Consider the following 26,372-nt stretch of genomic DNA (forward strand, 5'->3'; position numbering starts at 1 on the left):
GCTGTAGCTGGCCTTGGTCTCGTAGTCCGGGTTGCCCGTCAGGGTCACGGCACCTGTGGTGGCATTGATGCTGAACAGTGCCGCGTCCGCTCCCGCCTTCAGGCTGTAACTGGTGGTGCCGGTCGAGATGTCGCCGCTGTCTGTGCTGGTCACGGTGTAAACCACCTGCCCGGCGCCGCTGTTTTCATCGATGGCGCTGGCCGTGGTTCCCGACGTGATGGCCGGGGCCACTTCGTCCAGGTTGTTGACCCCCAAGGTGACCACCTGCTCGCTGGCATTGCCCGCCGCATCGGTGGCCACCACGGTGAAGCTGTAGCTTTCCTTGGTCTCGGAGTCCGGATTGCCAATCAGGGTCACGGCACCTGTGGCGGCATTGATGCTGAACAGCGCCGCGTCCGCTCCCGCCTTCAGGCTGTAGCTGGTACTGCCAGTCGCGATGTCGCCGCTGTCGGTGCTGGTGACGGTGTAAACCACCTGCCCGGCACCGCTGTTTTCATTGATGGCACTGGCCGTCGCCCCCGAGGTGATGGTCGGCGCCACTTCGTCCAGGTTGTTGACCCCCAAGGTGACTACCTGCTCGCTGGCATTGCCCGCCGCATCGGTGGCCACCACGGTGAAGCTGTAGCTTCCCTTGGTCTCGTAGTCCGGATTGCCAATCAGGGTCACCGCGCCCGTGGCGGCATTGATGCTGAACAGCGCCGCGTCCGCTCCCGCCTTCAGGCTGTAACTGGTGGTGCCGGTCGAGATGTCGCCGCTGTCTGTGCTGGTCACGGTGTAAACCACCTGCCCGGCGCCGCTGTTTTCATCGATGGCGCTGGCCGTGGTTCCCGACGTGATGGCCGGGGCCACTTCGTCCAGGTTGTTGACCCCCAAGGTGACCACCTGCTCGCTGGCATTGCCCGCCGCATCGGTGGCCACCACGGTGAAGCTGTAGCTTTCCTTGGTCTCGGAGTCCGGATTGCCAATCAGGGTCACGGCACCTGTGGCGGCATTGATGCTGAACAGCGCCGCGTCCGCTCCCGCCTTCAGGCTGTAGCTGGTACTGCCAGTCGCGATGTCGCCGCTGTCGGTGCTGGTGACGGTGTAAACCACCTGCCCGGCACCGCTGTTTTCATTGATGGCACTGGCCGTCGCCCCCGAGGTGATGGTCGGCGCCACTTCGTCCAGGTTGTTGACCCCCAAGGTGACTACCTGCTCGCTGGCATTGCCCGCCGCATCGGTGGCCACCACGGTGAAGCTGTAGCTTCCCTTGGTCTCGTAGTCCGGATTGCCAATCAGGGTCACCGCGCCCGTGGCGGCATTGATGCTGAACAGCGCCGCGTCCGCTCCCGCCTTCAGGCTGTAGCTGGTGCTACCGGTCGAGATGTCGCCGCTGTCAGTGCTGGTCACGGTGTAAACCACCTGCCCGGCACCGCTGTTCTCATCGATGGCGCTGGCCGTGGTCCCCGAGGTGATGGTCGGGGCTGTGTCATCCAGGTTATTGACCCCCAAGGTAACCACCTGCTCGCTGACGTTGCCCGCCGCATCGGTGGCCACCACGGTGAAGCTGTAGCTCCCCTTGACTTCATAATCAGGATTGCCAATCAGGGTCACAACCCCCGTCACGGGGTTGATGCTGAAGGCTGCGTGATCACCCACCACCTTGAGGCTGTAAGTGACATCGCCCGCATCGCTTGCGACAGCGGTATACACGCTCTGCAAAGCACCGCTATTTTCCAAAATGGCAGCAGCCGTCGCGCTTGAGCTGAATTTGGGTGCGAAGGTATCAACCACCCCTGCAACGGCATCCGTCAAATTCTGCCCCGTTTGCGCTGACGTATATTCCCCGCCCTGGACGACAATCCCCTGCGCACTTTCTGTCAACGTCGCCTTGCCGTTGCTAACCTGCAACCCGGCAAGCAGATCCTCGATGGTTTTCTGGCTATTGCCACCGTTCTGACTATCGGCACCCGATAGTGCTGCCAGTACGGCTCCATATATTTCGCCTGCGCTCAGGCCGTTGGCGCTATCAAAGGCGCCGCCATTGGTCGGCACTACCGTGGTGCCATGCAAACTCGGCAGACCAAACAGGTCGGCCACGGCATTGTTGATGTCGTTGACCATGGATTCGGCGGGCAAACTACCGGCAGCCGCATCTTGCACCTTGTGATAAGCCAGGGTGCTCAGGACGTTGAGATTGACGGTAACGGTAGAATTAGGCTGCGACACCACTTCCATCGCAAACAGCTCTGCATTCAGGTCTTTGCCTGCTTGGGTCGCCTCATCGAGATAGTCGGCACTGGAGCCGGTGTTAACGACCCGGGCGATGACCACGCCAAGATAGCTGCCAACCGCGATTGAGAAGGTGCCATCCGGATTGACCTGCGCCTCTCCCAGCAAAGTGACACCGTCAGCCTGGTAAACCTCGACCCGCAGATCATTGCCAGCGACAACCGGGCCGCCCACTATGGTCCCCGCAACTCTGTTGACGACACCGGCATCGGTACCACCATCACTATCACTGCCTCCACTACTGCCAGCAGCCAGCGCGATCCCGCCAAGACCAAGTGCCCCCAGCCCGACCGTGATGGGGGTGAAGAAATCACTATCAGAACTCCCCTGCCAGATGAGTTGCTCACCATTGGCAGCCGTCTCTATTACCGGGCTCTCACTCGTCACCGCGGCACCGTTCAAGGCCGAGCCATCCAGCTCCGCCTGGGGAATAAACGCAGTATCTGGTTCATCATAAAAATCGGTGAGTTCCACCAGAACGCCATCGTCACTGGATTCGATGATCAGCGAGCCGCCCTTGCGTTTGACGAACAAGCCATCTGGGGATTTGCCGGTCGAGGTGTCGATTAACGCGTACTTGGCGCCAGATTGAGCCGGAATGATGACAGCATCGGTAAGAGGTATTTGCCGCAGTGAGCCGTCAGCAAGGCGCTCTACAAGTTGCAATGACTGTTTAACGCCTGTTTTTGAAGCCATGTAGATCTCCCTATCCACTTGTATTTAAATGATATATTTATTAGGAATGACGGCCTGCGACAAAAGGCGACGGAGTCGATACTAGCAGACAAGTTGCAGTCGAAGATAGCTGACACTGACCGGCCCGCTACGGCTCAATCCAACCTGGGGTATATGCCAAAAACCACATAAAAATAGAGTCTTATGGCGGTAACACCCCCTCTTGCCATACCTTTGGAGCAGCACCCTCCCCTGGACCTGATGTCTAACATCCCCCTGTAGTTGCCACTCCCGGTGGCGGCACACCGTCATCTACCCTTGAAGGGCGCCGTCCGGCAGGACGGCCTTCCATTCGCCGAGACACAGAGAAGGACATCATGGGCAGCAAACGAAAATCCAGAACGGAAGAACCGGTCGTGGCCGAGGCGCAAAAGCCCCTTGGCAACAAGGCATACGAAAAGGCGCTGCGCCTCTTGCACGTGGAACTGGTCAGGCTGCAGCAGTGGGTGGTGCACAAGGGGCTCAAGGTCTGCATCGTCTTCGAGGGGCGCGACGGGGCCGGCAAGGGGGGCACCATCAAGGCGATCACCGAGCGGGTCAGCCCCCGGGTCTTTCGGGTCGTCGCACTGCCCGCCCCCACGGAGCGGGAGAAGAGCCAGCTCTACTTCCAGCGCTACATCCCCCATCTGCCGGCGGCGGGGGAGATCGTCATCTTCGATCGCAGCTGGTACAACCGGGCCGGGGTGGAGCGCATCATGGGCTTTTGCAGCGAGGAGGCGAGCGACAAATTCCTGGCTGGCACCCCCATGGTGGAAAAAGCCCTGGTGGACTCTGGCATCATTCTGCTGAAGTACTGGCTGGAGGTGACCCCACAAGAGCAGGAGCGGCGGCTGCGTGATCGCATCGACGATGGCCGCAAGATCTGGAAGCTCTCCCCCATGGACATCAAGTCCTTCGATCGCTGGGATGAGTACACCCGGGCGCGGGATGCCATGTTCATCGCCACCGACACCGCCTGGGCCCCCTGGTTCGTGGCCCACTCCGAGGACAAGAAACGGGTGCGCCTCAACATCATCTCCCACCTGCTGGCGCACATCTCCTACGAGGCGCTGCCGGCGGAGCCGGTGAAGCTGCCCAAGCGCAAGATAGGCAAAGTCAAACCAACGGATCACCCGCTTCGCATCGTGCCAGCCCTCTTCTAGCCAGAGGGGGGTGAGCCCTGGCTCACCCCCTTTCCCTTCCTGCCCCAAGGGACAGCAGGCGCCGCCGGTATCACCCAATAGCTTGTTGTTGTTCACGTTTTCCCGTTTGCCTCCCCTATACTTCAGCGACATTCAGGTCTGGCCGAGCAAGGAGGCCCCCATGTTGCGACTGTTTGCCCTGCTGCTTGTCTGCCTGGTGCTCCCGGTGTGGGCGCTGACCCTGACCCCGGTGGCGGGGGAGCTGCGCCACCCCTGGGGGCTCGCCTTCCTGCCGGATGGCAGCTACCTCGTCAGCGAGCGCCCTGGGCGCCTGCTGCGCATCGACGCGGGTGGCAACCGCCATGTGGTCTCCGGCCTGCCGCCCCTCGCCGCCACGGGTCAGGGGGGTCTGCTCGATCTCGCCCTGGACGGCGATGGCTGGCTCTATCTCAGCTACAGCGAGCCGGGGGACGGAGGCGCCGGCACCACCGTGGCCCGGGCCCGACTGCAAAAAGACGCCCTCGTCGACTGGCAACTGCTGTTTCGCCAAGAGCCCAAGGTGGCCGGCGGCGCCCATTTTGGCTCCCGCCTGGTGCTGACGGAGGACCACCTCTTCATCACCCTGGGGGATCGCTACAGCGAGCGGGAGCGGGCCCAGACGCTGGACAACCACCTCGGCAAGACGGTGCGTCTGCACAAGGATGGCCGGGTCCCCGCCGACAACCCCTTCGTCAAGACGCCGGGGGCCCTGCCGGAGATCTGGAGCCTGGGCCATCGCAACATGCAGGGGGCGGCCCTGCGCCCGGGCAGCCAGCAGTTCTGGGCTCACGAGCACGGTCCCCAGGGCGGGGACGAGGTCAACCTCATCCTGCCAGGCCACAACTACGGCTGGCCCAGAGTGACCTTTGGCGAGGAGTACGGGGGCGGCAAGATTGGCGTGGGCCAGAGCGCGCCGGGCATGACGGCGCCACGCTGGATCTGGGTGCCCTCCATCGCCCCCTCGGGCATGACCTTTTATCAGGGGGACCTGTTCAGGGAGTGGCAGGGGGATCTGTTCGTCGGCGCCCTGCGTGGTCAGGCCTTGTTGCGCCTGCACCTCGACGGAGACAAGATAGTGTCGGCAGAGCGGCTGCTGACCGATCTGGGGGAGCGGATCCGTACCGTCAAGGAGGGCCCCGACGGCGCCCTCTACCTGTTGACGGATTCAGGCCAGGGGCGCCTGCTCAAACTGACCCCATAGCATGAAAGGAGCAAGGATGAAGACGAATCGCATGCTGCTGGTGCTCTGCACCAGCCTCTGGTTGCTGGGCTGCAACACCATCCACGGGATGGGACGGGACATCGAGAAGGCGGGGGAGGTGATCCAGGGCTCCGCCAAGCTGACGGATGCACCGGCCGCAGAGGGTCGCTGATCCCGGCCGGGTGGCGCTGTGGTTCGCCGCCTGTCGCCCCTTTCCTTACCCCTGTTCGGCGCTGGCCACCAGACTGGCCAGCGGCGCCATGGTCACCCTGACCCCGTGCTGTGCCAATGCCTCGCGGGCGCTCTGGGGCAGTTGCTCGTCAGTGATCACCTGATCGATCGCATCCCAGCTCACCACGTTGAAGGTCCCCACCTTGCCATATTTGGACGAATCGCAGATGAGGATGCGCGTCGCCGCCGACTCCACCACGGCCCGCTTCACCGGCACCTTCTGTTCGCTCGGGGTGGAGATCCCCTGACTGTCCCAGGAGGAGGCTGACAGGAAGGCGATGTCCAGATGGAGGTTGCGCAGGAAGTGGGCGGTGGCCTCCCCGGCACAGGACTGGTTCTCGCGAATGACCTGCCCCCCGGTGTGATAGAGGCGGCAGCGGCCGTGCTCGATGAGGTAGGCGCAGACCATGAAGTCGTTGGTCACTATCATCAAGTCTTCCCGAAGCGCCAGCTCCCGGGCCAGCTCCAGGGAGGTGGTACCGGCATCCAGATAGACGGTGCTCCCCTCGCTCACATGGGCGGCGGCGAGCCGCGCAATGGCCAGCTTGGCCCCCTGCATCAGGCTGCGCTTGGCGGCGTGTGAGGGCTCGCTCTTGATCCGCTGGGAGAGGCTGACCCCGCCGGAGACAGAGAGTACCCTCCCCTGCTCCTCCAGCTTCTGGATGTCGCGCCTGATGGTCATGTGGGAGACCTGCAGCCAGTCGGTCAGCTCCACTATGCTGACCACGCCGCGCTCTGCCAGCAGTTGCAGGATACGTTGCTGTCGCTCTACGGGAATCATCTTGCCTCGCGCCTCGGGAAAAGGAAGGTGCCATTCTACCCCAGCGACCTGGGAAAAAATGATAAATAACCTGAAACGGGCTCACAAATCACATTTATTCACAATAAAAACGCCAAAATTTGACTCAGAAGAATCTTAACCCGCACAAATAACAAAAATTAACACCAGTTAAGTTATTTTTTGTGACAACTGCCTGATATTTCATCGCCGCAAGCCTCTACTATCAGCTCATCAGTCGTAATCGAGGAATCACGAGATGAGCACTCCCTATCATGTTGCGGTCATCGGCCTGGGCGCCATGGGCATGGGCGCCGCCCGTTCCTGCCTGCGGGCCGGACTCACCACCTATGGCATCGACCTCAGCGAGCAGGCTCGCGGCCAGTTGCAGCAGGCCGGTGCCGCCGCCGTCATGGCCGATGCCAGACCCCTGGCCGAGACGCTCGATGCCGTGCTGTTGCTGGTGGTCAACGCCACCCAGGTGCGCCGCATCCTGCTCGGCGAAGCGGGGCTGGCTCGCCACCTCAAACCGGGCACCGCCATCATGGTCTCTTCCACCATAGCGGCCGAAGAGGCGAGCGCCCTGGCCGCCGAGCTGGCGCAGATGGGACTGCCGATGCTGGATGCGCCGGTTTCCGGTGGTGCCATCAAGGCCGATGCCGGCGAAATGACGGTGATGGCCGCAGGCTCCGACGCCGCCTTCGACAAGCTGGCCCCGGTGCTGGATGCGGTGGCCGGCAAGGTCTACCGGGTCGGCAGCGAGCCGGGCCAGGGCAGCACGGTGAAGATCATCCACCAGCTGCTGGCCGGGGTGCACATCGCGGTGGCCGCCGAGGCCATGGCCCTGGCCAGCCGGGCCGGCGTGTCCCTGGATCTCATGTATGACGTGGTGACCCATGCCGCCGGCAACTCCTGGATGTTTGAAAACCGCATGCCCCGGGTGCTGGCCGGTGACTACCAGGCCCGCTCCGCAGTGGACATCTTCGTCAAGGATCTCACCCTGGTGGCCGACACCGCCAAGGCGCTGCGCTTCCCGCTGCCGCTCGCGAGCACGGCGCTGAACATGTTCCTCGGCGCCAGCAACGCAGGGCACGGCCAGGAAGATGACAGCGCCGTCATCAAGATCTTCTCAGGCATCACCCTGCCGGGTCAGGAGGAGCAAGCATGAAACTCGGTGTCATCGCAGACGACTTCACCGGCGCTACCGACATCGCCGGTTTCCTGGTGGAGAACGGCCTCTCCACCCTGCAACTCGCCGGCGTGCCGGAGCATGACGGGGATCTGCCCCCGGTCGATGCCGTGGTGATCAGCCTCAAGAGCCGCTCCTGCCCCGCGGACGAAGCGGTGCGCGACTCCCTGGCGGCCCTAGACTGGCTCAAGGCCCGCGGCTGCCCGCGCATCTACCAGAAATACTGCTCCACCTTCGACAGCACGGCGGCGGGCAACATCGGTCCCGTCACCGACGCCCTGCTGGCGGCGCTGGAGAGCACGTTCACCCTGATCTGCCCGGCCCTGCCGGTGAACGGTCGCACCGTCTATCAGGGCAACCTCTTCGTCGGCACCCAGCCGCTCGCCGAGTCCGGCATGCGCCATCACCCCATCACCCCCATGACCGACAGCAACCTGCTGCGGCTGATGGAGGGACAAGCCCAGGGCCGTGCCGGTCTGGTGCCGTTCAATACCATCGCACAGGGTCCCGGCGCCATTGCCGACGCCTTTGAGCAGCTAACGCAATCTGGTGTGCGCTACGCCGTGGTCGACACCCTGACCGAGCAGCACCTGCTGGACATCGCCACCGCCGCCCTCGACATGCCCCTGGTGACCGGCGGATCCGGCCTCGCCATCGGCCTGGCCCGTCAGCTTGGCAGCGGCGATCTGCAGGGTGCCCGCGAAGCGGGCTGGCCCAGAGGCACCCGCGCCGCGGTGCTGTCGGGCTCCTGCTCAGAGATGACCAACCGTCAGGTGGCCCGCTATCGCCAGCACGCCCCTGCCCTGGCGCTGGATGTGGTGCGCTGCCTCGAAGAGGCCGACTACCCGGCCGAGCTGGCGCGCTGGGTACTGGACCAGCCCCTCACCCCGGCGCCGCTGGTCTACGCCACCACCAGCCCGGCGGAGCTGGCCCGCATTCAGGAAACCCACGGCCAGCAGGCGGCCAGCGACGCGGTGGAACACTGCTTTGCCCGCCTCGCCCAACTGCTGCAAGGCGCCGGCGTGGACCGCTTCATCATCGCCGGTGGCGAGACCTCGAGCCGGGTCACCCAGGCTCTCGGCGTCAAGGCGTTCCACATAGGCCCGCAGATCGCCCCCGGTGTGCCCTGGGTGCGGGCCATCGACGCCCCCCTGTCGCTGGCCCTCAAGTCCGGCAATTTCGGGAGCGACGACTTCTTCGACAAGGCTCAGGAGTACTTCCATGACTGAACAGGCACTGCGCGACACCATGGTGATGCTGGGGGCCTCCCTCTTCCAGCGCGGTTATGCCACCGGGGGCGCCGGCAACCTCTCCGCCCTGCTGCAGGACGGTACCCTGATCGCCACCCCGACCGGCTCCTGTCTGGGACGGCTCAGCGCCGACAGGCTCTCTCACGTCAACCTGCAGGGGGAACACCTGGGGGGAGATCGCCCCTCCAAGGAGGTGGCCTTCCACCTCGCCATCTACCACAACAATCCGGACTGCCGGGCCGTGGTGCACCTGCACTGCACCCACCTGACCGCCCTCTCCTGTCTGGAGGGGCTGGACCCGGCCAACGTCATCCGCCCCTTCACCCCCTACTACGTGATGCGGGTCGGCCAGTTGCCGCTCATCCCCTACTACAAACCGGGGGATGCCCGCATCGCCGAGGAGCTGGGGCGCCGCGCCCCCGAAGGCAACGCCTTCCTGCTGGCCAACCACGGCCCCGTGGTGACGGGCAAGGATCTGGTGGATGCGGTCAACAACATGGAAGAGCTGGAGGAGACGGCGCGCCTGGCACTGATGCTTCATGGCCACTCCATCCGCTACCTGAGCGAACCCGAAATTGATGAATTGAGGAGGATGAAACCATGAGCAAGTTTGCCGCCAATCTCACCATGCTGTTTACCGAGGTGCCGTTCCTGGAGCGCTTCGCCGCCGCCCGCGACGCAGGCTTCGAGGCGGTGGAGTTCCTCTTCCCCTACGAGTGGCCGGCCGCAGATCTGGGCCGCCGCTTGCGCGAGCAGGGGCTCTCCCAGGCCCTGTTCAACATGCCGCCGGGCAACTGGGCGGCAGGGGAGCGCGGCATGGCCGCCATCCCGGGTCGGGAAGCGGAGTTTCGCGGCCACCTGCCAAGCGTGCGTGACTATGCCCTGGCGCTCGGCTGCACCAAGGTACACGCCATGAGCGGCATCGTGGACCCTGCTCATAGCCTCTCGGCCCACCGCCAGACCCTGATCGACAACATCCGCTTCGCCGCCGACTTCCTGGCCGAAGACGGCATCAAGGTACTGCTCGAGCCACTCAACGATCGGGATGTACCCGGCTACTTCCTGGCCCACCAGCTCGATGCCCTGGCCCTGGTGCAGGAGATAGACAGACCCAACGTGGGGGTGCAGCTCGACCTCTATCACGCCCAGATCATGGACGGGGATCTCACCCGTCTCATCGGCAAGCTGGGCCCGGCCATCGGCCACGTCCAGATCGCCTCGGTACCGGATCGCCACGAGCCGGACGAGGGGGAGATCGCCTACCCCCACCTGTTCAAGGCGCTGGCGCAGGCGGGCTACCACGACTGGATTGGCTGCGAGTACAACCCCAGAGCCGGCACCCGGGAAGGGCTGGGCTGGTTGACACAACAATAACGACCCTGAACATGAACGAGTCTGAGGATAACAAGATGCAGATCATCATCACCGGCGGCGGTGGCTTCCTGGGCCAGAAACTGGCCCGGGCCCTGCTGCAAGGCCCCCACCCCTTCACCGAGCTGCTGCTGGTGGACATCCAGCAGCCGCAATCCCCCCTACCGGACCCCAGGGTTCGCTGTCTGCGGGCCGACCTCACCGAACCCGGTGTCGCCGAGTCCCTCATCAGCGAGCGGACCGCCGTGGTCTACCACCTGGCCGCCATCGTCAGCAGCCACGCGGAGCAGGACTTCGATCTGGGCTGGCAGGTCAACCTGGACACCACCCGCACCCTGCTGGAGGCGTGCCGCCATGCCCGGTCCGGCATCCGCTTCGTCTTCACCAGTTCGCTCGCCGTCTATGGCGGCCCGCTGCCGGAGCTGGTGAATGACGGTACCGCCTTGACCCCCACCTCCTCCTACGGCGCCCAGAAGGCCATGGGGGAACTGCTGGTCAACGACTACAGCCGCAAGGGCTTCGTCGACGGTCTGGTATTGCGCCTGCCCACCATCTGCGTGCGGCCGGGCAAGCCGAACCGCGCCGCCTCCTCCTTTGTCAGCAGCATCATCCGCGAGCCGCTGCAAGGGGAGAGCGCCATCTGCCCGGTGAGCCCGGATCTGCGCCTCTGGCTCTCCAGCCCCGCCACCGTGGTCGCGAACTTCCTGCTGGCGGCCAGACTTCCCGCCACCGGTGACGCCCGCAGCATCAACCTGCCCGGCATCAGCGTGACCGTCGGCGAGATGCTGGAGGCCCTCGCACGGGTCGGTGGCCAGGTGGCCCGGGATCGGGTGCAGTTTGCCGCCGATCCGGCCATCGAGCGCATCGTGGCGAGCTGGCCGGGACGCATCGACAACCAGCGGGCCAGCGCCCTCGGTTTCGCGGCAGACAGGACGTTTGCCGACATCATCGACAGTTTCATCACCCATGACATGCAGGAGGCATCATGAGCGACATCCCAACCCCCATCATCGGTCTCATCATCGCGGTCTTCGTGCTGGTGTTCCTGGTCATCCGTACCCGGGTGCACGCCCTGATCGCCATGCTGGCGGCGGCCTGCATCGCCGGGATCACCGGCGGCATGAGCATCGACAAGACCCTCACCGTGATCACCCAGGGCTTTGGCTCCACCCTCGGCAGCATCGGCATCGTCATCGGCCTCGGGGTCATGATGGGTCGCCTGCTTGAGGTCTCCGGCGCCGCCGAACAGATCGCCTACAGCTTCATCAAGTGGCTCGGCAAGCGCCGCGAGGAGTGGGCCCTGGCCATCACGGGCTACATCGTCAGCATCCCCATCTTCGTGGATTCCGCCTTCGTCATCCTCTATCCGGTGGCCAAGGCGCTGGCGAAAAGCGGCAAGCGCTCCCTGCTCACCCTGGGGGTGGCACTCGCGGGCGGCCTGGTGGTAACCCACCATACCGTGCCGCCGACCCCGGGCCCGCTGGGGGTTGCCGGCCTGTTTGGCGTGGACATCGGCGCCATGCTGCTGACCGGCATGGCCCTGGCCATCCCCTGCGTGCTCGGCATCGTCTTCTACGCCCAGTGGCTCGACAAGAAGTACCCCGAGTTCGGTGCCCAGGCCGCCCAGACCCCGGACGAGCTGCAAGCCACCTATGAGCAGTACCTCAAGGAGAAGGAGGGCAAGACCCTGCCGAGCCTGACCCTGTCGCTGCTGCCGATCCTGGTGCCCATCGTGCTCATCTTCGTCAAGGCCATCTTCACCACTCTGGCCACCCTGGAGGGCATGGACGGCCTGATGGCGAACCCCCTGGTGCAGGGCATCAACTTCATCGGCACCCCCATCATCGCGCTGGCCATCAGCGTGCTGCTGGCGGTCTATACCCTGGTCCCGCACATGGACAGGCACGCAACCGCCGCCCGCCTGGAAGAGGGGCTGCAATCCGCCGGCATCATCTTGCTGGTGACCGGTGCCGGCGGGGCGCTGGGGGCCGTGCTGCGCGACAGCGGTGCGGGTCAGCAACTGGCCGAGCAGATAGCCCAATTGCCCATCTCCCCCATCCTGATCCCCTTCATCGTGGCGACCCTGGTGCGCCTCATCCAGGGATCCGGCACCGTGGCCATGGTGACGGCGGCCTCCATCTCCGCCCCCATCCTGGCGCAGATCCCCGGGGTCAACATGCTGCTGGCCGCCCAGGCCGCCACCATGGGGTCGCTCTTCTTCGGCTACTTCAACGACAGCCTGTTCTGGGTGGTCAACCGCATGATGGGGATCTCCGACGTCAAGCAGCAGATGATCGTCTGGTCCATCCCGACCACCATCGCCTGGGCCATCGGCGGTACCGGCGTCGCCCTGCTGAACCTGCTGTTCGGCTCCGGCGGCACCTGGTTCGACCCCGTGCTGCCGCTGCTGGTGCTGGCCCTCATCGTCTGGTACGTCAAGGGGCAGTCCCTGGCTCCGGCGGCAGGGGCCGTCCCGAGCCGGGAGTCATAACCCGCACCGTCACGGCAACGCTGTGTGACGAGGGCCAGTCTGCTAGACTGGCCCTCTTTTTCGTTCATTCATCTTGCAAAGGAGTGTTGGATGCCTGCGTCTTCCTGGTGGGACAAGTCCACCGGTTTTGCCCTGCTCACCATCTTGTTGTGGGCCTCCCTCGCCGCGCTCACTTCCCGGATCACCAGCGTCTCGCCGCTGGTGCTGGTCGGGCTGGTGCTGCTGTTCTGCGGGGCGGGCACCCTGCCATTCTGGCGCCAGTGGCGCGCCAGCCCCCTCACCTGGCTGGTGACCATCACCGCCCTGCTGCTCTATCACCTGCTGCTGTTCACAAGCTTTCGCCACGCCCCCGTGCTGGAGGCAAACCTCATCAACTACCTGTGGCCGCTGTGCATCATCCTGTTCACCCCCTTGCTGCTGCCGGGCCATCCCCTGAGCCTGCACCATCTGCTGGCCGGGGCCCTGGGTCTCGCGGGATCGGTGCTGGTGATGGTCGATGGTCACCTGCAACTGCAACAGGCCCATCTGCCCGGCTACCTGCTGGCCCTCGGCGCCGCCATCGTCTGGGGCGCCTATTCCGTGCTCTCCCGCCGCCTGCCTCCCGCTCCTGCCGTGGTCACGGCCGCCGCCTGCCTGCCCGCAGGGCTCCTGGCCCTGCTGCTGGCATGGATGCTGGAAGGCCCCTTGCCATTCGCCCGGATCCCCCAGGGGGACTGGCTGCTCATCGCCGGGCTCGCCCTCGGCCCCATGGGGGCGGCCTTCGTCACCTGGTATCTGGCGCTGCGGGACGGGGATCCGCGCCGCATCGGCGCGCTCGCCTACCTCACTCCCTTGCTGAGCACCCTGCTGCTGGTCTGGCTCAACGGCGAGGCGCTCACCCTGCGCCATCTGCTGGCGGGGGGGCTCATCATGGGCGGCGCGCTGCTCGGCCTGCTGGTGAAGAGCCCAAGTCAACGGGAGCTGGCACGGCCACTGTCATAAAAACGCCATCAGACCTGATTAAGCTCGCGCCCATTGCGTGATTCAAGCAGGAATCTGATGTGAAAATTGCCCATTTTGCCTCCCTCTCTTCCCTCGTCTTGCTGCTGGTGGCCGGTGTCCAGGTCACCGCGCTCTATCATGGCTGGCAACAATTCAACCACTCGGCCCAGGCCCAGCGTCTGCAGGAGCGCCTGCAACAGCAACTGAGCGGTCCGTTGCAGGGGGCGCTTCGCGACTATCTCGGCAGCGGGGATCCCCTGTTGCTGGCCCAGGCACAGGGGGTGCGCCAGCAGGCGCTGGCGCTGTTGTCCCGCCTGGAGGATCCCCAGACCCAGCCGCTAAACGCCCGGCTTGAGCAGATGAAAACCCGCATTGACGGCGACTATCTGGCGGCGGGCAAGCTCTCCGGCAACAGCCAGTGGTTGCTGCAAAATGCCGAGAACGAGTTGACCACCCAGGCCAAAGCCTTGCTCCGTTACGGCCAGCAGGGAGCAGCCGCCGGGCGGGATCCGGCCCTTGCCGAGCAGTATCGCCAGGGGGCGGCCGACATCCTGACCGCCCTCCCCTCCCTCGCCCACCAGCGCCAGAACTACATGGAGCAGGCGAGTGCCAAGCGTCTCGAAGGGCTGCAATTCGAGCTGGCTGCCCTGCAAAAGCAGGCCGACTCCCTGGCCGCCCTGCCGAGCCTGGCACTTTTCGAGGAGGCACCGGCCGACGAATTCACCCTGGGAGAGCCGATGCGCAAGGAGCTCGGGGATCAGCCCAAAGCCGAGTTGACCTCCCTGCTCAAGCGCTATCCCCAGGAGCTGGAAAACAGCCGCAAGGCGCTGCAACAGCAGCAGGCCGCTCGTCAGATGGTGCAGCAGGACATCACCCAGCTGCTGCAAGCGGGGGAGCAATTGGGTGAGCAACTCGCCGCCGCCCGTCAGACCATGAACCGGGAGCTGGCCACCGTGCTCGGCGTGCTGGCGCTCTGCCTGGTCGTGGTAGCCCTGCTGTTCGCCCTGGTGCAGCGTCGCTGGCTGGTCAGGCCCCTGCTGCAACTGCGGGCAGCCTTCCTGCAGCTCGACGCCACGGGTCAGGCCCAGCTGCTGACCCCGGGGCGCGAGCGCAACGAGCTGGCGGACATCGTCGCGAGCTACAACCGCCTGATACAGCGCCTGCAACAGGATCAGCAGCAGAAGGCGGGGCAGCTCTCCAGCGTCTCTTCCAGCCTGCAGGAGATGGTGGAGCAGGTGCAGGAGATCCATCACAGCACCCGCACCACGGAGCAGGCGGTGGATGAGAGCGACACCATGATGCAGGAGCTCAACCAGCTCGCCAGCGAGGTGCACCAGGTCGCCGCCGAAATCGCCCAGCACGCCCAGCACAATGAACACTCCATGAGCCAGAGCGAGCGGCTGGTCGGGGGCATGCTGACGGCTACCGCCCAGACCGGGCTCGCCATCGACGAGAGCAGCGGCGCCCTGGCCCAGCTGACCCGCTCGGTGGAGGACGTGACCGCCATCGTCGACGTCATCGGCCATATCTCCCAGCAGACCAACCTGCTGGCCCTCAACGCCGCCATCGAGGCGGCCAGGGCCGGGGAGCAGGGACGCGGCTTCGCGGTGGTAGCCGACGAGGTGCGCCACCTCTCCGCCGACACCCAGCGCTCCCTCGGCCAGATCACCGAGATCCTGGCCAGCCTCACCCAGGCGGGGGATCAGCTCGCCACCGTGCTGGCCCGCATCACCGCAGAGGCCGCCGAGCAGCGCCAGCAGGCGGAGCAGCTGCGCCAGACCACCCTGACGGTGCGGGAGATGGCGCGCAGCACAGCCGTCATCGCCCTGCAGGGCGCCGACAATGCCAAGAGCCAGGAGCACAGGCTGGCGAGCTTCGCCGCCCTCATCGGTCGCATCAGCCAGCACGCCCGCCAGGGCAGCCGCCTCTCGGTACAGGTCTCGGAGCACATACACCACCAGGCCCAGCAGATCCCCCGGATCCTGAGCCAGGCCTGATAACCCCCGGGTCTGGTTCGCACCAGACCCGGGGCGCGTTCCCTGTCAATCTCCCCGCGGTACGGCCTTGCCGCAACCCTTCTCTTGATGCTCCCGTCATGTCCTCACGGCCAATGACGGGTTGCCTCATCCATTCAGTCACAGGCTCCCTCACCCCTTTCACATCCCTGGTCCCCCTGTCTGTCGGGCGACGGCTCACGCTCATGACAGTGGGCATCCGGCCGGGCCCATCTTTTTTTGTGATACAAAATTATATGTTGCCACCGGGTTAACAAAGAAAGTTCTGCCTTGACGGCAAGATCTGCGCAGGAGAACGGTGAAATCACCATGAAAGCGTTGTCATCGCCGACATGAGTGGCCTGGGAGTGCCCACACCAAGAATCATGATTATTTGCACTCGGTCATATTTTTGAAACTTGCCGGGAACTTTACATTGATATTTCGCACCGCGAACGTACTCTTGGTGATGTCAGATCGCCAAGGATCGACAGCCAAAAAATAACGACTGTAACGATGCAGATAGCCCCGACCGATGCGCCAAGGCATCAGGCACAAGGGCACGACAGAGAACCATTTTTTTGCCCTTCGGGGTGTTGATTGCAATGCCAATACCGAGCGGCGGGTGCCTACCCGGCTGCCGGATAAAAAAGCTAAGTCCATAAAATCAGGAGCAATAACAAATGGAAAAAGTGATCTTCAAGCGCGCCGCGTTGAGTGCTGCCGTGGTCGCGGCACTGGTCGCACCCGGCATGGCGTTCGCCGCTCAAGACATGATGAGCCCGGAATACGGCAAGTCCTACAGCGCCTTCATCGACGAAGGCAAGCTCACCGGTGGCCTGTTCTACTTCCAGCGTGAGCGTGATCGCGTCCAGGCCGGTCCGGGTCAGGATGGCAAATACCACTCCAACCTGAGCCATGCCACCACCCAGGCAGCCCTGAACTTCAACTCCGGCTATGCATGGGGTGTGGTCGGCGTCGACGTGGGCGGCTTCGGTGCCTACGACCTGGCCGTTGACGAGAGCAATGGCGTCAACGAAGAGAACGAGTTCTCCTTCTGGGGCGACAAGTGGGGTTCAGGTGGTGACGGCGTTCCCGAGAACGGCTTCAGCCTCTCCAACGCCGCCCTGAAATTCAAGTTCGGTGACGCCGTCACCGCCAAGGGTGGTTACACCCAGCTCTATGTACCCGGCATCCTCGGCGTCAACTGGTCCTATCAACCCGGTACCTACCGTGGTGGCCAGATCGAAGGCACCTTCGGCGGCCTCTACCTGACCTACGCCATCGCCGACGAGTACAAGGCTCCCTGGTTCAAGAACACCACCGGCTTCTCCAAGAGCAGCCCCTATGCCAGCGATCCCTTCACCGATGCGAACAAGATCGACTACATCCACGGTCTGGCCGCTCGCTACACCTTCGAGAACGGCACTGCCGTCACCGCCGGCTTCGGTCAGTCCGAAGGCTACATGGACAGCTACCACTTCAAGCTGGCCCACAAGTTCGACGTACTGGGTGGCCTGAACACCAGCTACCAGTTCTACGGTTCCGACACCGAGAACAGCGACTATGACGGCCTGGCCTGGCAACAAGCCCTGACCGCCAGCTGGGCAGCCGGCCCCTATGGCTTCCGTCTGGAAGGCCTGTGGACCAAGGCTGAAGGGGATCTGGGCAACTACCTGCCCCGTCTGACCCGCGGCTACGGCAACTCCCAGGGCGCGAACGAAATCTGGTGGGATTCCCGCTCCGACTGGAACCACAACGACGAGAAGGCCCTGTTCTTCGGCGTGACTCGTTCCCTGGATGATCTGGTGGGTGCACCGGGCTGGGGCGTGGGTGTCTCCGGTGCCTACGGCTGGGATGCCAACAACGGCGACAAGTCCCTGGAAGGCGGCAAAGAGTGGGCAGCCAACTTCGACGTCATGTACACAGTGCAGGACGGCAAGCTGAAGGGCACCCTGTTCAAGCTGCACTACACCGACTACAACAACGAACAGGACGACAAGGGCAGCTGGTACTACCCGAACATGTTCAGCTCCGAGCATGACGTCAAGTTCCACATCATCATGCCGTTCACCATCATGTAATCAGGCATCTGACGTGACCGAAAACCGGGCCTCTGGCCCGGTTTTGTTTTTGGTGGCACCACGCTACCATGCCAGCTTCGGGCCACCTGCCGGCCGTCAATCAGGACCATGCTCATGCCCCATCCCTTCGTGCTCGTCACCGGCTGCTCCAGCGGCATCGGCCTCGCCGCCGCAAGAAAGCTCGGCGCCCGGGGCTTCACCGTCATCGCTTCCGCCCGCAAGGCCGAGGATGTGGCCCTGCTGCAGCAGCAGGGTCTGTTGGCGGTGCAACTGGATCTGGCGGACAGCGCCAGCATAGAGCGAGGGGCGGCAGAGGCGCTGGCCCTGGCAGAAGGGCGCCTCTACGGCCTCTTCAACAACGGCGCCTACGGCCAGCCCGGTGCGCTGGAAGATCTGCCCACCGAGGCGCTGCGCGAGCAGTTCGAGACCAACCTCTTTGGCTGGCATCACCTCATTCGCCAGATATTGCCTCCCATGCTGGCGGCAGGCGAGGGGCGCATCGTGCAGAACAGCTCGGTGCTTGGCCTGGTGGCCATGAAGTATCGTGGCGCCTACAACGCCAGCAAGTTCGCGCTGGAAGGCTATACCGATACCCTGCGCCTGGAACTCGCGGGCAGCGGCGTGCACATCAGCCTGATCGAACCTGGCCCCATCGACACCCGGTTTCGCGCCAATGCCCGGGAGGCCTTCCTGCGCCACATAGACCCCGCCACCAGCCGCCATCAGGACGCCTATGCCCAGACGCTGGCCAGGCTGGAGCGCGAAGGGGGTGCCCGGGGCTACACCCTGCCAAGCGAGGCCTGCATCCCGCCGTTACTGCATGCGCTCACGAGCAAGCGTCCCAAGCACCGCTACCCGGTCACCTTCCCGACCAAATTGTTTACCGTGCTGCGCCGCCTGCTGCCAAGCCGCTGGCTGGACAAGCTGCTGATCAAATCCGCCTGATAAAGGTGCCCTCGGCGGGCCCTCCTCTTGACATGCACCTGTCTTAGCAACGATGCCCGCTCAATAGTGCTGGCCGTTGCTGTAGTAGTGACTCTTGACGATGGGCAGCACCTGCACCACCACATAGGTCTGCTCCCCCAGCACCCCTTTCAGGTGGCGGGTGATGAGGGCGGCGGCGGCATCCTGCATCTCCTGCGGTCGCTCGAACCAGACCAGCTCCACGAAGGGGAAACCGGCTTCAGGCTGGCCATCTCGTACCCACTGGCTCGGCACGCACTCCAGGGTGACGAACTCCGGCTTGCCACCGGTCAGGGCGCAGAGGTCCGCCATCAGGGGGGCGCTTATCCGCTGCAGGGTGTCGACAGAAACTGCCCGAAAACGAAGGTGGGGCATGGGAAACCTCTTGGCTGTGACAAATGAGGACTTATCATAGAGCACTCATCCCGCTCACATAAGGTGCCTCATGAGATTCCATCCCACGCTGCTCTCCTTCCTGCTCTGCCTGCTGCTGCCGCTCCATGCCATGGCCGATCCGGCCTTTTACCGCATCAACAAGGGCAACGAACAGCACTGGCTGCTGGGGTCCATCCACGCGGGCAAACCCTCTCTCTATCCCCTGCCGGACCCGGTGGAGCGCGCCTGGCAGCAGAGCAGCGCCCTGGTGATGGAGGTGGACATGACCCACATCAGCCAGGAGCAGTGGCAGGAGATGGGCGCCATCACCCGGCTCGTCGACGGCAAGACCCTCAAGGATCACCTGCCCATCGACCTCTACCGTCGCACCCTCATCGCCGCGGGCCAGAATGGTCTGAACGAGAGCATGCTGGCCCCGCTGCGTCCCTGGTTTGCGGCCATTACCCTGACCCAGGCGGCCCTGGAGCGCACCGGCTATCGCGGTGAATACGGTGTCGACCAGCACTTCGCCAAGCGGGCGAACGACGGCGGCAAGCCCATCGTCGGGCTGGAGACCCTGCTGGAGCAGCTCGGCTATCTCGCGAGCGTCGGCGACAACCAGACCTTGATGCTGGAGAGTACCCTGGACGAGCTGCCCGACATCCAGCAGGGGTTCGACGCCGTGATGACCGCCTGGCAGAACGGGGACGAGGCCACCCTCATCAATCTGCTCAGGGAGGAGATGGCGCCGCCCAAGCTGCAAGCCTGGCTGGAACAGACCCTGCTGGCAGAGCGCAACCGCAACTGGGTCAAGAAGTGGCCCAGCCTGCCGAACGAGAGCTTTATCGTGGTAGGGGCCCTGCATCTTTACGGCGAGCACGGGCTGCTCGCCCTGCTGGAGCAGCAGGGCTGGCGCATCACGCCCCTCACCGAACCGACCCTGGAGAAAGCAAAATAGCGTCCAGTCCGGCGACCTGACGCGCCGGATGCGCGTCGGCTCACAGAATTTGCTGCCGATTAAATAACCAGAGAGGGAGTTGATCGAGATCATCCCCTCCCTCCTGAAGAGGTATCTATCATGCCTGTCACCGCCCAGTGACAGGAGTGAACGAGATGGAATTCTGGATGAACCTGATGTTCGGCAACAGCGTGGGGCTGATGTCCATGCTGGTGATTTTCGGCACCTTCCTGCTCATCAGCGCCTATGCGGTCTATTTCATCTACAAGGTGATGCACGCAGAGCCGCCCAAAGAGGGGCAATAACCAGGCTCGCTCAGACCGCCCTCCCCGGCAGGGCCGGGGCCCGCGAGCGTTGCCATTCTAAGGCCCACCAAGGCCCGCTATACTGGCTCCCTCATTTTCATGCGGGGAGCCTGCCGTGTCTCATAACGACGAACTCTCACTGTTCCTGCAGGAAGTGGCCGACGTGCGGCCCCTTCGCAGCGACCATATCGCCCCCGTTGCGGGCAACAGCCAGCCCACCGAGGCGCAACTCGCGCGCCGGGAAGCCGCCACCGCCGAACAACTCACCCTGGATCACCTCGGCACGGAAGCAGTCGAGATGCTGGACCCCCACGCCATCGTCGGCTTCAAGCGTGACGGCGTGCAGGAGGGGGTCTACAAGAAGCTGCGCCTTGGCAAGTACGAGCTGCAAGGCTCCCTCGACCTGCACCACAAGACGCTCAACGAGGCCCGTATCGCCCTGGTGCAGTTCATTGCCGAATGCGAAGTGCGGGATATCCGCTGCCTGCTGATCCTGCACGGCAAGGGGGAGCGCAGCACCCCGCGTGCCCTGCTCAAGAGCCATGTCAGCGCCTGGCTGCCACAGTTGCCTTCGGTGATGGCCATGCACAGCGCCGAGCGCCGCCACGGCGGCAGCGGTGCGCTCTACGTATTGCTGCGCAAGAGCGAGCGCAAGAAGGCGGAAAACCGCGAACGGCACCAGAAGCGCCTCGGCTGACTGCCTGAGGGTGGCACCAGGGTGGATGGCAGTGCTAGCATCGGGCGGCCCCGATCATGCCAGGTACGGGGTGCATACCATCAGGGACGATAACAAGGACAATCCCATGTCATACCAGAAACTCGAACAACATCAGCAACAACTGCACCGCCTCTCCCACCTCTCCGCCATCTGCGGCTGGGATCAGGCCGCCATGATGCCGGAGGGGGGCAACGAGGCCCGCGCCGAGGCGATGGCGGAGCTCGGCGTGCTGATCCACGGCAAGCGCACCGCCCCCGAGCTTGGGGAGTGGATTGCCAAGGCAGAGAGTGAACCGCTGGACGAGGACCAGCGTGCGAACCTGCGGGAGATCAAGCGCCAGTGGCAGGATGCAAGCCTGCTGCCGGGGGCGCTGGTGGAGGCGCTGTCGCTCGCCGGCAGCAAATGCGAGCACGCCTGGCGTCGCCAGCGCAAGGAGAACGACTGGGCAGGTTTTGCCCCGAACCTCGAGGAGGTGGTGCGCCTGTCGCGGGAGGTGGCTCGCCTGCGCGCCGACGCGCTCGGAGTGCGCCCCTATGACGCCATGCTGGCGCTGTACGAGCCCGGCATGACGAGCGCGAGGCTGGATCAGATCTTCGGCGATCTGACGAGCTGGCTGCCCGGCCTCATCCAGACCGTGAGCGAGCGGCAGAAGAGCGACACCCTCCTCACCCCGCAAGGCCCGTTCCCGGTTGCGACGCAGCAGGCGCTCGGCCAGGAGGTGATGGGGCTGCTCGGCTTTGATTTTGCGCACGGCAGGCTAGACGTGAGCAGCCACCCGTTCTGCGGCGGCGTGCCGACGGACGTGCGCATCACCACGCGCTATAACGAGCAGGAGTTCGTCTCCAGCCTGATGGGCATCGTCCACGAGACGGGCCACGCACGCTACGAGCAGGGCCTGCCGCGCGCACTGCTCGGCCAGCCGGTGGCCGAGGCGCGCTCCATGGGCATTCACGAGAGCCAGAGCCTGTTCTGCGAGATGCAACTCGGCCATCACCCCGCGTTCCTCACGCTGATTGCACCGCGCATCCGCGCACACTTCGGCGAGCAGGCCGCGCTCGCACCCGCGAACCTCGAGAAGCTGTACAACAGGGTCGAGCCCGGCTTTATCCGCGTCGATGCGGACGAAGTCACCTACCCGGCCCACGTCATCCTGCGCTACGAGCTGGAGCGGGACCTGATGGAAGGGCGCATCGAGGTCGCGGACATCCCCGAGCTGTGGGACGCGAAGATGCAGCAGTGGCTCGGCTTGTCCACGAAGGGCAATTACCAGAACGGCTGCATGCAGGACATCCACTGGACGGACGGCTCGTTTGGCTACTTCCCGAGCTACACGCTCGGCGCCATGTACGCGGCGCAGCTGCGTTTTGCACTCGAGCGTGAGCTCGGCGACATGGGCACGCTCGTAGAGTCCGGCCGCCTGCCGGAGATCTTTGGCTGGCTCGGTCGCCATATCTGGTCCCAGGGCAGCCTGCACGGCACGGACGAGCTCATTCGCCGCGCGACCGGTGAGGCGCTCAATCCCCAGTGGCTGCGCAAACACCTCGAACAGCGCTATCTGAAATAACCGCTCCCGGGCGCGCCTCTCGTCGCGCCCGTTTTTCCCCTGCCCGACTATTTTTGCTATCCCTGTCCGTTTTTGGCTAGTCACCCCTCTCGCCCCCGCTTAGTCTCTGGGACATGCCCACAGCAACCCGAGCCATGCCATGACCACAGAACCCCCGCATTCATCCCAACGGGACGAGATCATCCCGGGTCTCACCCGGGAGCAGTGCCACGCCGCACGCCTCGCGCGAGACGCGCGTTTCGATGGCCGCTTCTTCACCGGGGTGCTCTCCACCGGCATCTATTGCCGCCCCGTGTGTCCGGCGCGGGCACCGCACGAGCACAATGTGCGCTATTTTCGCTTCGCGGCGGCGGCAGAGCAGCACGGGCTGCGCCCCTGCCTGCGCTGTCGCCCCGAGCTCGCACCGGCCCAGAGCGGCGATCTGCCACCGCTCGTCGCCCAGGTGCTGGCGCGCATCGAGCGCGGCGAGCTGGCGGAGCACAGCCTGGGCTCCCTTGCAACGCAGGCCGGGATCACGGAGCGCACCCTGAGGCGCCAGTTCGAGCAACATCTCGGCGCCTCGCCGAAACAGGTGGAGCAGACGCGCCGCCTGCTGCTTGCGAAACGGCTGCTGACGGAGACGCGCCTGCCCATCACGGACGTGGCGTTTGCCGCAGGCTTTGCGAGCATTCGTCGCTTCAACGACGCCTGGCTGCAGGCGTATGGCATGACGCCGGGCGCCCTGCGCAAGCAGGAAGGGGGTGCGCCGCAGGAGACGCCGCAATCTAGCCTGCAACTGCACCTGCTGTATCGCCCGCCGTTCGACGTCCAGGCCATGCTCGCGTTCTACCGGTTGCGCGCCATTCCGGGGCTGGAGCGGGTGGATGAGCACGGTTACGAGCGCCGTCACCGGGTCGGCGAGCAGGAGGGGATCATCCGCATCGAGCCCGTCGAGGGGGAGAGGCTCAGACTCACGGTGCGGGATCTGCCGCCGGGTGCGCTGCCGGACATCCTGTACCGCGTGCGCCGCATGTGGGATCTCGACGCCGACATGAACCGCATCGGCGAACACCTGGGGCAGGATCCGCTGCTCGCCGGCATCCAGGGACGATGGCCCGGGGTGCGGCTGCCGGGGGGGTGGGATGAATACGAGGTGATGCTGCGCGCCATCGTCGGCCAGCAGGTGTCGGTCAAGGGTGCCATCACCATCATGGGGCGCCTGGTGGCGCGCACCCTGGCGCAGTTCGGCACGGCGCAGCTGCCCACCCCGACCCAGCTGTGCGAGCTGGATCTCGACGGCATCGGCATGCCGGGCAGCCGCATCCGCACCCTGCAAGGGCTGGCCTCGGCGCTCGCAAGCGGCGCACTCACCCTCGCCACGGCAAGCGACGAGCAACTGCTCGCGCTGCCGGGCATAGGTCCCTGGACGGTCGCTTACTGGCGGCTGCGCTGCGGGCTGGACACGGATGCCTTCCCCGCCTCGGATCTCGTGCTGCAAAAGGCGCTGGGGGGCGGTGACAAGCTGCCGGTGAAAGAGGTGACAGCGCGCAGCGCCCCCTGGCAGCCGTGGCGCGCCTATGCCGCGAGCTGGCTGTGGCACGCCATGAGTGAACAACCGGCGCTGCTCACCCGGCCAACACAGGCACAAGACGAGGAGAAGAGCCCATGATCCGCTATGACATGATGCCCACCGACCAGGGCGAACTGCTGGTCGCCATCGACGAGCGCGGCCTGGTCCATGTGGATTTCCTGGCCGGCCTGCGGCCGCTGCCCGACATGCAGGACTGGCAGCAGGACGGCGAGGCGCTCGCCCCCTTCCTCGCCGAGTTTCGGGACTACTTCGCGGGCCGGTTGCAGCGCTTCACCCTGCCGCTCGCGGCGCGGGGCACGGCGTTTCAGCAAGCGGTGTGGCTGGCGCTGTGCGACATCCCCTACGGGGAGACACGCAGCTACGGCGACATCGCCCGCGCCATCGGCAAGCCAAACGCGGTGCGGGCGGTGGGTGCCGCGAACGGTCGCAATCCGCTCTCCATCATCATCCCCTGCCACAGGGTGATCGGCCAGAATGGCAGCCTCACCGGCTATGCGGGAGGCCTGCCCATCAAGCAGGCACTGCTGACGCTGGAGAGGGCCTCTCGTTGATCCGGCGCAGCCCGGCCAGGGCTCACTGCCGTTGCGCCAGCCAGCCGTGAAACCCCAGCGCCTGAAAGAAGCGGTGCGCCGCCGCGAAACCGGCCCCTTGCAAGAGGCGGCGGGTCTGTCCCTCGTCCAGGGAGGTGAAATCCTCCCCGAGGCGGCGCACCATCTGCTCGCAGGCAGGAAGCGGCAAACCGGCGAGGGCGGCTTGCAACCCCATCGCCTTGCGCTCAAGCGGGTCCGTGGGCGCCATCAGATCCGCCAGCAGCAGGGGAGCACCAGGATTGAGCTGGCGATAAATATCACCCAATAGCGCGGCTTTGGCATCTTGCGCCAGAAAATGCAGAACCAGCAGACAGAGTGCACCATCGCAAGGCTTATCCACCACAGGCAATGCGCCCAGGTGCCAGCACACCCTCTCCCCCATGCCCGCCTGCTCGGCCCGCATCCTGGCATGGGCCAGCATGTCCGCCGAGATATCCTGGGCCACAAAGGTCCAGCGGGGGCAGAGACGGCCAAGCAGCAGCAACTCGCTGCCCGTGCCCACCCCTACCAGCAGCACCCTAGCCTGCTGGCCCAACGCGGCCATCAGCCGGGAGGCACAAAGCTGGTGCAGCAGCTCGTAGCCTGGCACCAGCAGGGGGATGCGGCTGTCATAGGCCTTCGCCCCTTCTCCTTCGAATCGCTCCGTCATCTTTTGCTCCTTTGGTGTGAGCCCCCTTGATAGGGGCTGCCGCCGGGAGAAGGTCAAGAGCCACAGGGACGAGCCAGTTGCCAGCCCAGCCCTTCCCATGAAGGGAGGGCCCTAGCCCCCCTTGCCCAGCGCCGCTTTCAGGGCCGGATTGAAGACGCGCTGGAGGGAGGCGGGGTTGTTCACCAGCTTGGCCGCCGGGCGGCGCGGGCGCCTGACCAGCTCGCCGCCACAGTTGGGGCAGGTCAGGTGCAGATACTGATCGTTGCACTCGGCGCAGAAGGTGCACTCGAAGGAGCAGATGTAGGCCGTCGCCGTGTCGGCGGGCAGATCCCGGTCACAGCACTCGCAGTTGGGTCTGAGTTCAAGCATGGCAAGTTCCTGATGTACAAGGGGAAGCGGGAAAGAGGGCGGCTCAGTCGACGATAAAGAGGCGAGCGCCCAGTTCGGTATAGGAGCGATGGGGTTCGGCGTTGTCCGCCACCTGGTAGCTCATGCCCGGCGTCAGGGTGAAGACGCGGCCATCCTGCAACTCGGTGTGCAGCTCCCCTTCGAGGCAGAGCAGCACATGGCCCTTGCTGCACCAGTGATCCGCCAGATACCCGGGGGAGTACTCCACCATTCGCACCCGCAGATCCCCGAACTGCCGGGTGTGCCAGCGGGCGACGCCGCGCTCTCCCTTGTGTTCGGTCGGCGGGACCTCGGCCCAGTTCGTGGTGCAAAACGGCAGTGCATTGATGTTCATGACGGATCCTTTGTCAGAAGAAGGCTGGGGGAAGGCGCCTCACCACGGGATATCCGTGACTAGGCCGCGTCCCATACTGCCATCAAATCCGCTCCAGCCCCATGCCCACACGGGCAATCATCCCCTCTTCAGGCTGCCCATCACCTGCATCTCGCAGCGATGGCAGTCAAAGCGCAGGCGGAAACTCTCCTTGCCCATCTTG

Annotated in this window: 25 protein-coding genes; 19 read left to right on the forward strand and 6 right to left on the reverse strand. The window is 64.8% G+C overall.

Translation table 11 applies throughout. From position 1 onward, the window contains the following. Positions 1 to 2,967 (reverse strand): beta strand repeat-containing protein (locus BGO64_RS03675; RefSeq protein WP_286700195.1); only part of this gene is annotated, 2,967 nt, incomplete at its 3' end. A 356-nt stretch (positions 2,968 to 3,323) separates the two neighbouring features. Between BGO64_RS03675 and ppk2 the strand changes: the two genes are divergently transcribed. The 3 genes from ppk2 (at position 3,324) to BGO64_RS20845 (ending at position 5,539) form a co-directional block, all read left to right on the forward strand. Beyond that, a complete protein-coding gene (gene ppk2 / locus BGO64_RS03680) occupies positions 3,324 to 4,148 on the forward strand; it encodes a polyphosphate kinase 2 (RefSeq protein ID WP_286700196.1) in 825 nt (274 codons plus the stop codon). Positions 4,149 to 4,308: 160 nt separating this feature from the next. After that, on the forward strand, positions 4,309 to 5,367 hold the full coding sequence (locus tag BGO64_RS03685; protein WP_069784507.1) for a PQQ-dependent sugar dehydrogenase: 1,059 nt from the start codon (positions 4,309 to 4,311) through the stop codon (positions 5,365 to 5,367). 16 nt (positions 5,368 to 5,383) lie between these two features. After that, positions 5,384 to 5,539 carry an entericidin A/B family lipoprotein gene (locus BGO64_RS20845; protein WP_010673301.1) on the forward strand — a complete coding sequence of 52 codons (156 nt, stop codon included), beginning with the start codon at positions 5,384 to 5,386 and terminating at the stop codon, positions 5,537 to 5,539. 45 nt (positions 5,540 to 5,584) lie between these two features. Here BGO64_RS20845 and BGO64_RS03695 read toward each other — a convergent pair whose 3' ends face one another. After that, positions 5,585 to 6,379 (reverse strand): DeoR/GlpR family DNA-binding transcription regulator, encoded by a 795-nt coding sequence (locus BGO64_RS03695; protein WP_286700197.1) that lies wholly within the window; start codon positions 6,377 to 6,379, stop codon positions 5,585 to 5,587. A gap of 256 nt (positions 6,380 to 6,635) precedes the next feature. Between BGO64_RS03695 and ltnD the strand changes: the two genes are divergently transcribed. The 10 genes from ltnD to BGO64_RS03745 all read left to right on the forward strand — a co-directional run bounded on the left by ltnD (position 6,636) and on the right by BGO64_RS03745 (position 18,681). After that, positions 6,636 to 7,544 (forward strand): L-threonate dehydrogenase, encoded by a 909-nt coding sequence (gene ltnD, locus BGO64_RS03700; protein ID WP_151028305.1) that lies wholly within the window; start codon positions 6,636 to 6,638, stop codon positions 7,542 to 7,544. Beyond that, positions 7,541 to 8,794, forward strand: a complete 1,254-nt coding sequence (otnK, locus tag BGO64_RS03705) for a 3-oxo-tetronate kinase (RefSeq protein ID WP_286700198.1) — start codon at positions 7,541 to 7,543, stop codon at positions 8,792 to 8,794. Before ltnD ends, otnK begins: the two co-directional genes overlap by 4 nt. After that, a complete protein-coding gene (gene otnC / locus BGO64_RS03710; RefSeq protein WP_286700199.1) occupies positions 8,787 to 9,419 on the forward strand; it encodes a 3-oxo-tetronate 4-phosphate decarboxylase in 633 nt (210 codons plus the stop codon). The genes otnK and otnC overlap by 8 nt, the downstream gene beginning before the upstream one ends. Beyond that, on the forward strand, positions 9,416 to 10,189 hold the full coding sequence (gene otnI, locus BGO64_RS03715; protein WP_103260712.1) for a 2-oxo-tetronate isomerase: 774 nt from the start codon (positions 9,416 to 9,418) through the stop codon (positions 10,187 to 10,189). The genes otnC and otnI overlap by 4 nt, the downstream gene beginning before the upstream one ends. An 11-nt stretch (positions 10,190 to 10,200) precedes the next feature. Further along, positions 10,201 to 11,175: a D-erythronate dehydrogenase gene (gene denD / locus BGO64_RS03720; protein ID WP_286700200.1), complete on the forward strand. Its 975-nt coding sequence runs from the start codon at positions 10,201 to 10,203 to the stop codon at positions 11,173 to 11,175. Continuing rightward, positions 11,172 to 12,677 (forward strand): GntP family permease, encoded by a 1,506-nt coding sequence (locus BGO64_RS03725; protein ID WP_010673294.1) that lies wholly within the window; start codon positions 11,172 to 11,174, stop codon positions 12,675 to 12,677. The genes denD and BGO64_RS03725 overlap by 4 nt, the downstream gene beginning before the upstream one ends. 90 nt (positions 12,678 to 12,767) lie before the next feature. Continuing rightward, a complete protein-coding gene (locus tag BGO64_RS03730) occupies positions 12,768 to 13,658 on the forward strand; it encodes a DMT family transporter (RefSeq protein ID WP_124813095.1) in 891 nt (296 codons plus the stop codon). A 59-nt stretch (positions 13,659 to 13,717) separates the two neighbouring features. Continuing rightward, positions 13,718 to 15,655 (forward strand): methyl-accepting chemotaxis protein, encoded by a 1,938-nt coding sequence (locus tag BGO64_RS03735; RefSeq protein WP_286700201.1) that lies wholly within the window; start codon positions 13,718 to 13,720, stop codon positions 15,653 to 15,655. A gap of 680 nt (positions 15,656 to 16,335) precedes the next feature. Beyond that, positions 16,336 to 17,736 carry an OprD family outer membrane porin gene (locus BGO64_RS03740; protein ID WP_010673291.1) on the forward strand — a complete coding sequence of 467 codons (1,401 nt, stop codon included), beginning with the start codon at positions 16,336 to 16,338 and terminating at the stop codon, positions 17,734 to 17,736. Positions 17,737 to 17,850: 114 nt separating this feature from the next. Next, positions 17,851 to 18,681, forward strand: a complete 831-nt coding sequence (locus tag BGO64_RS03745) for an SDR family oxidoreductase (RefSeq protein ID WP_286700202.1) — start codon at positions 17,851 to 17,853, stop codon at positions 18,679 to 18,681. Positions 18,682 to 18,741: 60 nt separating this feature from the next. Here the strand turns inward: BGO64_RS03745 and BGO64_RS03750 are convergent, their stop codons facing one another. After that, positions 18,742 to 19,074 carry a DUF1904 family protein gene (locus tag BGO64_RS03750; protein ID WP_041214640.1) on the reverse strand — a complete coding sequence of 111 codons (333 nt, stop codon included), beginning with the start codon at positions 19,072 to 19,074 and terminating at the stop codon, positions 18,742 to 18,744. A gap of 70 nt (positions 19,075 to 19,144) precedes the next feature. Between BGO64_RS03750 and BGO64_RS03755 the strand changes: the two genes are divergently transcribed. From BGO64_RS03755 to BGO64_RS03780, 6 genes are all read left to right on the forward strand, one after another. Then, positions 19,145 to 20,032: a TraB/GumN family protein gene (locus BGO64_RS03755; protein WP_286700203.1), complete on the forward strand. Its 888-nt coding sequence runs from the start codon at positions 19,145 to 19,147 to the stop codon at positions 20,030 to 20,032. A gap of 155 nt (positions 20,033 to 20,187) precedes the next feature. After that, entirely contained in the window at positions 20,188 to 20,337 is a 150-nt protein-coding gene (locus tag BGO64_RS03760) for a DUF3149 domain-containing protein (RefSeq protein ID WP_010673287.1), read from the forward strand. A 115-nt stretch (positions 20,338 to 20,452) separates the two neighbouring features. Then, positions 20,453 to 21,034, forward strand: coding sequence for a DNA endonuclease SmrA (smrA, locus tag BGO64_RS03765; protein ID WP_010673286.1), 582 nt, complete (start codon positions 20,453 to 20,455; stop codon positions 21,032 to 21,034). A 106-nt stretch (positions 21,035 to 21,140) separates the two neighbouring features. Further along, a complete protein-coding gene (locus BGO64_RS03770; protein ID WP_286700204.1) occupies positions 21,141 to 22,619 on the forward strand; it encodes a carboxypeptidase M32 in 1,479 nt (492 codons plus the stop codon). A 139-nt stretch (positions 22,620 to 22,758) separates the two neighbouring features. Further along, on the forward strand, positions 22,759 to 24,267 hold the full coding sequence (locus BGO64_RS03775; protein ID WP_286700205.1) for an AlkA N-terminal domain-containing protein: 1,509 nt from the start codon (positions 22,759 to 22,761) through the stop codon (positions 24,265 to 24,267). Then, a complete protein-coding gene (locus tag BGO64_RS03780) occupies positions 24,264 to 24,740 on the forward strand; it encodes a methylated-DNA--[protein]-cysteine S-methyltransferase (protein ID WP_286700206.1) in 477 nt (158 codons plus the stop codon). The genes BGO64_RS03775 and BGO64_RS03780 overlap by 4 nt, the downstream gene beginning before the upstream one ends. Before the next feature lie 22 nt (positions 24,741 to 24,762). Here the strand turns inward: BGO64_RS03780 and BGO64_RS03785 are convergent, their stop codons facing one another. The 3 genes from BGO64_RS03785 to BGO64_RS03795 all read right to left on the reverse strand — a co-directional run bounded on the left by BGO64_RS03785 (position 24,763) and on the right by BGO64_RS03795 (position 26,170). Then, positions 24,763 to 25,428 (reverse strand): class I SAM-dependent methyltransferase, encoded by a 666-nt coding sequence (locus BGO64_RS03785; RefSeq protein WP_128297359.1) that lies wholly within the window; start codon positions 25,426 to 25,428, stop codon positions 24,763 to 24,765. 111 nt (positions 25,429 to 25,539) lie between these two features. Beyond that, positions 25,540 to 25,797, reverse strand: coding sequence for a DUF1272 domain-containing protein (locus BGO64_RS03790; protein WP_010673281.1), 258 nt, complete (start codon positions 25,795 to 25,797; stop codon positions 25,540 to 25,542). 43 nt (positions 25,798 to 25,840) lie between these two features. Beyond that, positions 25,841 to 26,170: a DHCW motif cupin fold protein gene (locus BGO64_RS03795; RefSeq protein WP_041995799.1), complete on the reverse strand. Its 330-nt coding sequence runs from the start codon at positions 26,168 to 26,170 to the stop codon at positions 25,841 to 25,843. Positions 26,171 to 26,372 lie beyond the last annotated feature (202 nt).

It is taken from the genome of Aeromonas sp. 62-46, assembly GCF_001898585.1.
In the GTDB taxonomy this organism is placed as follows: Bacteria; Pseudomonadota; Gammaproteobacteria; order Enterobacterales; family Aeromonadaceae; genus Aeromonas; species Aeromonas caviae.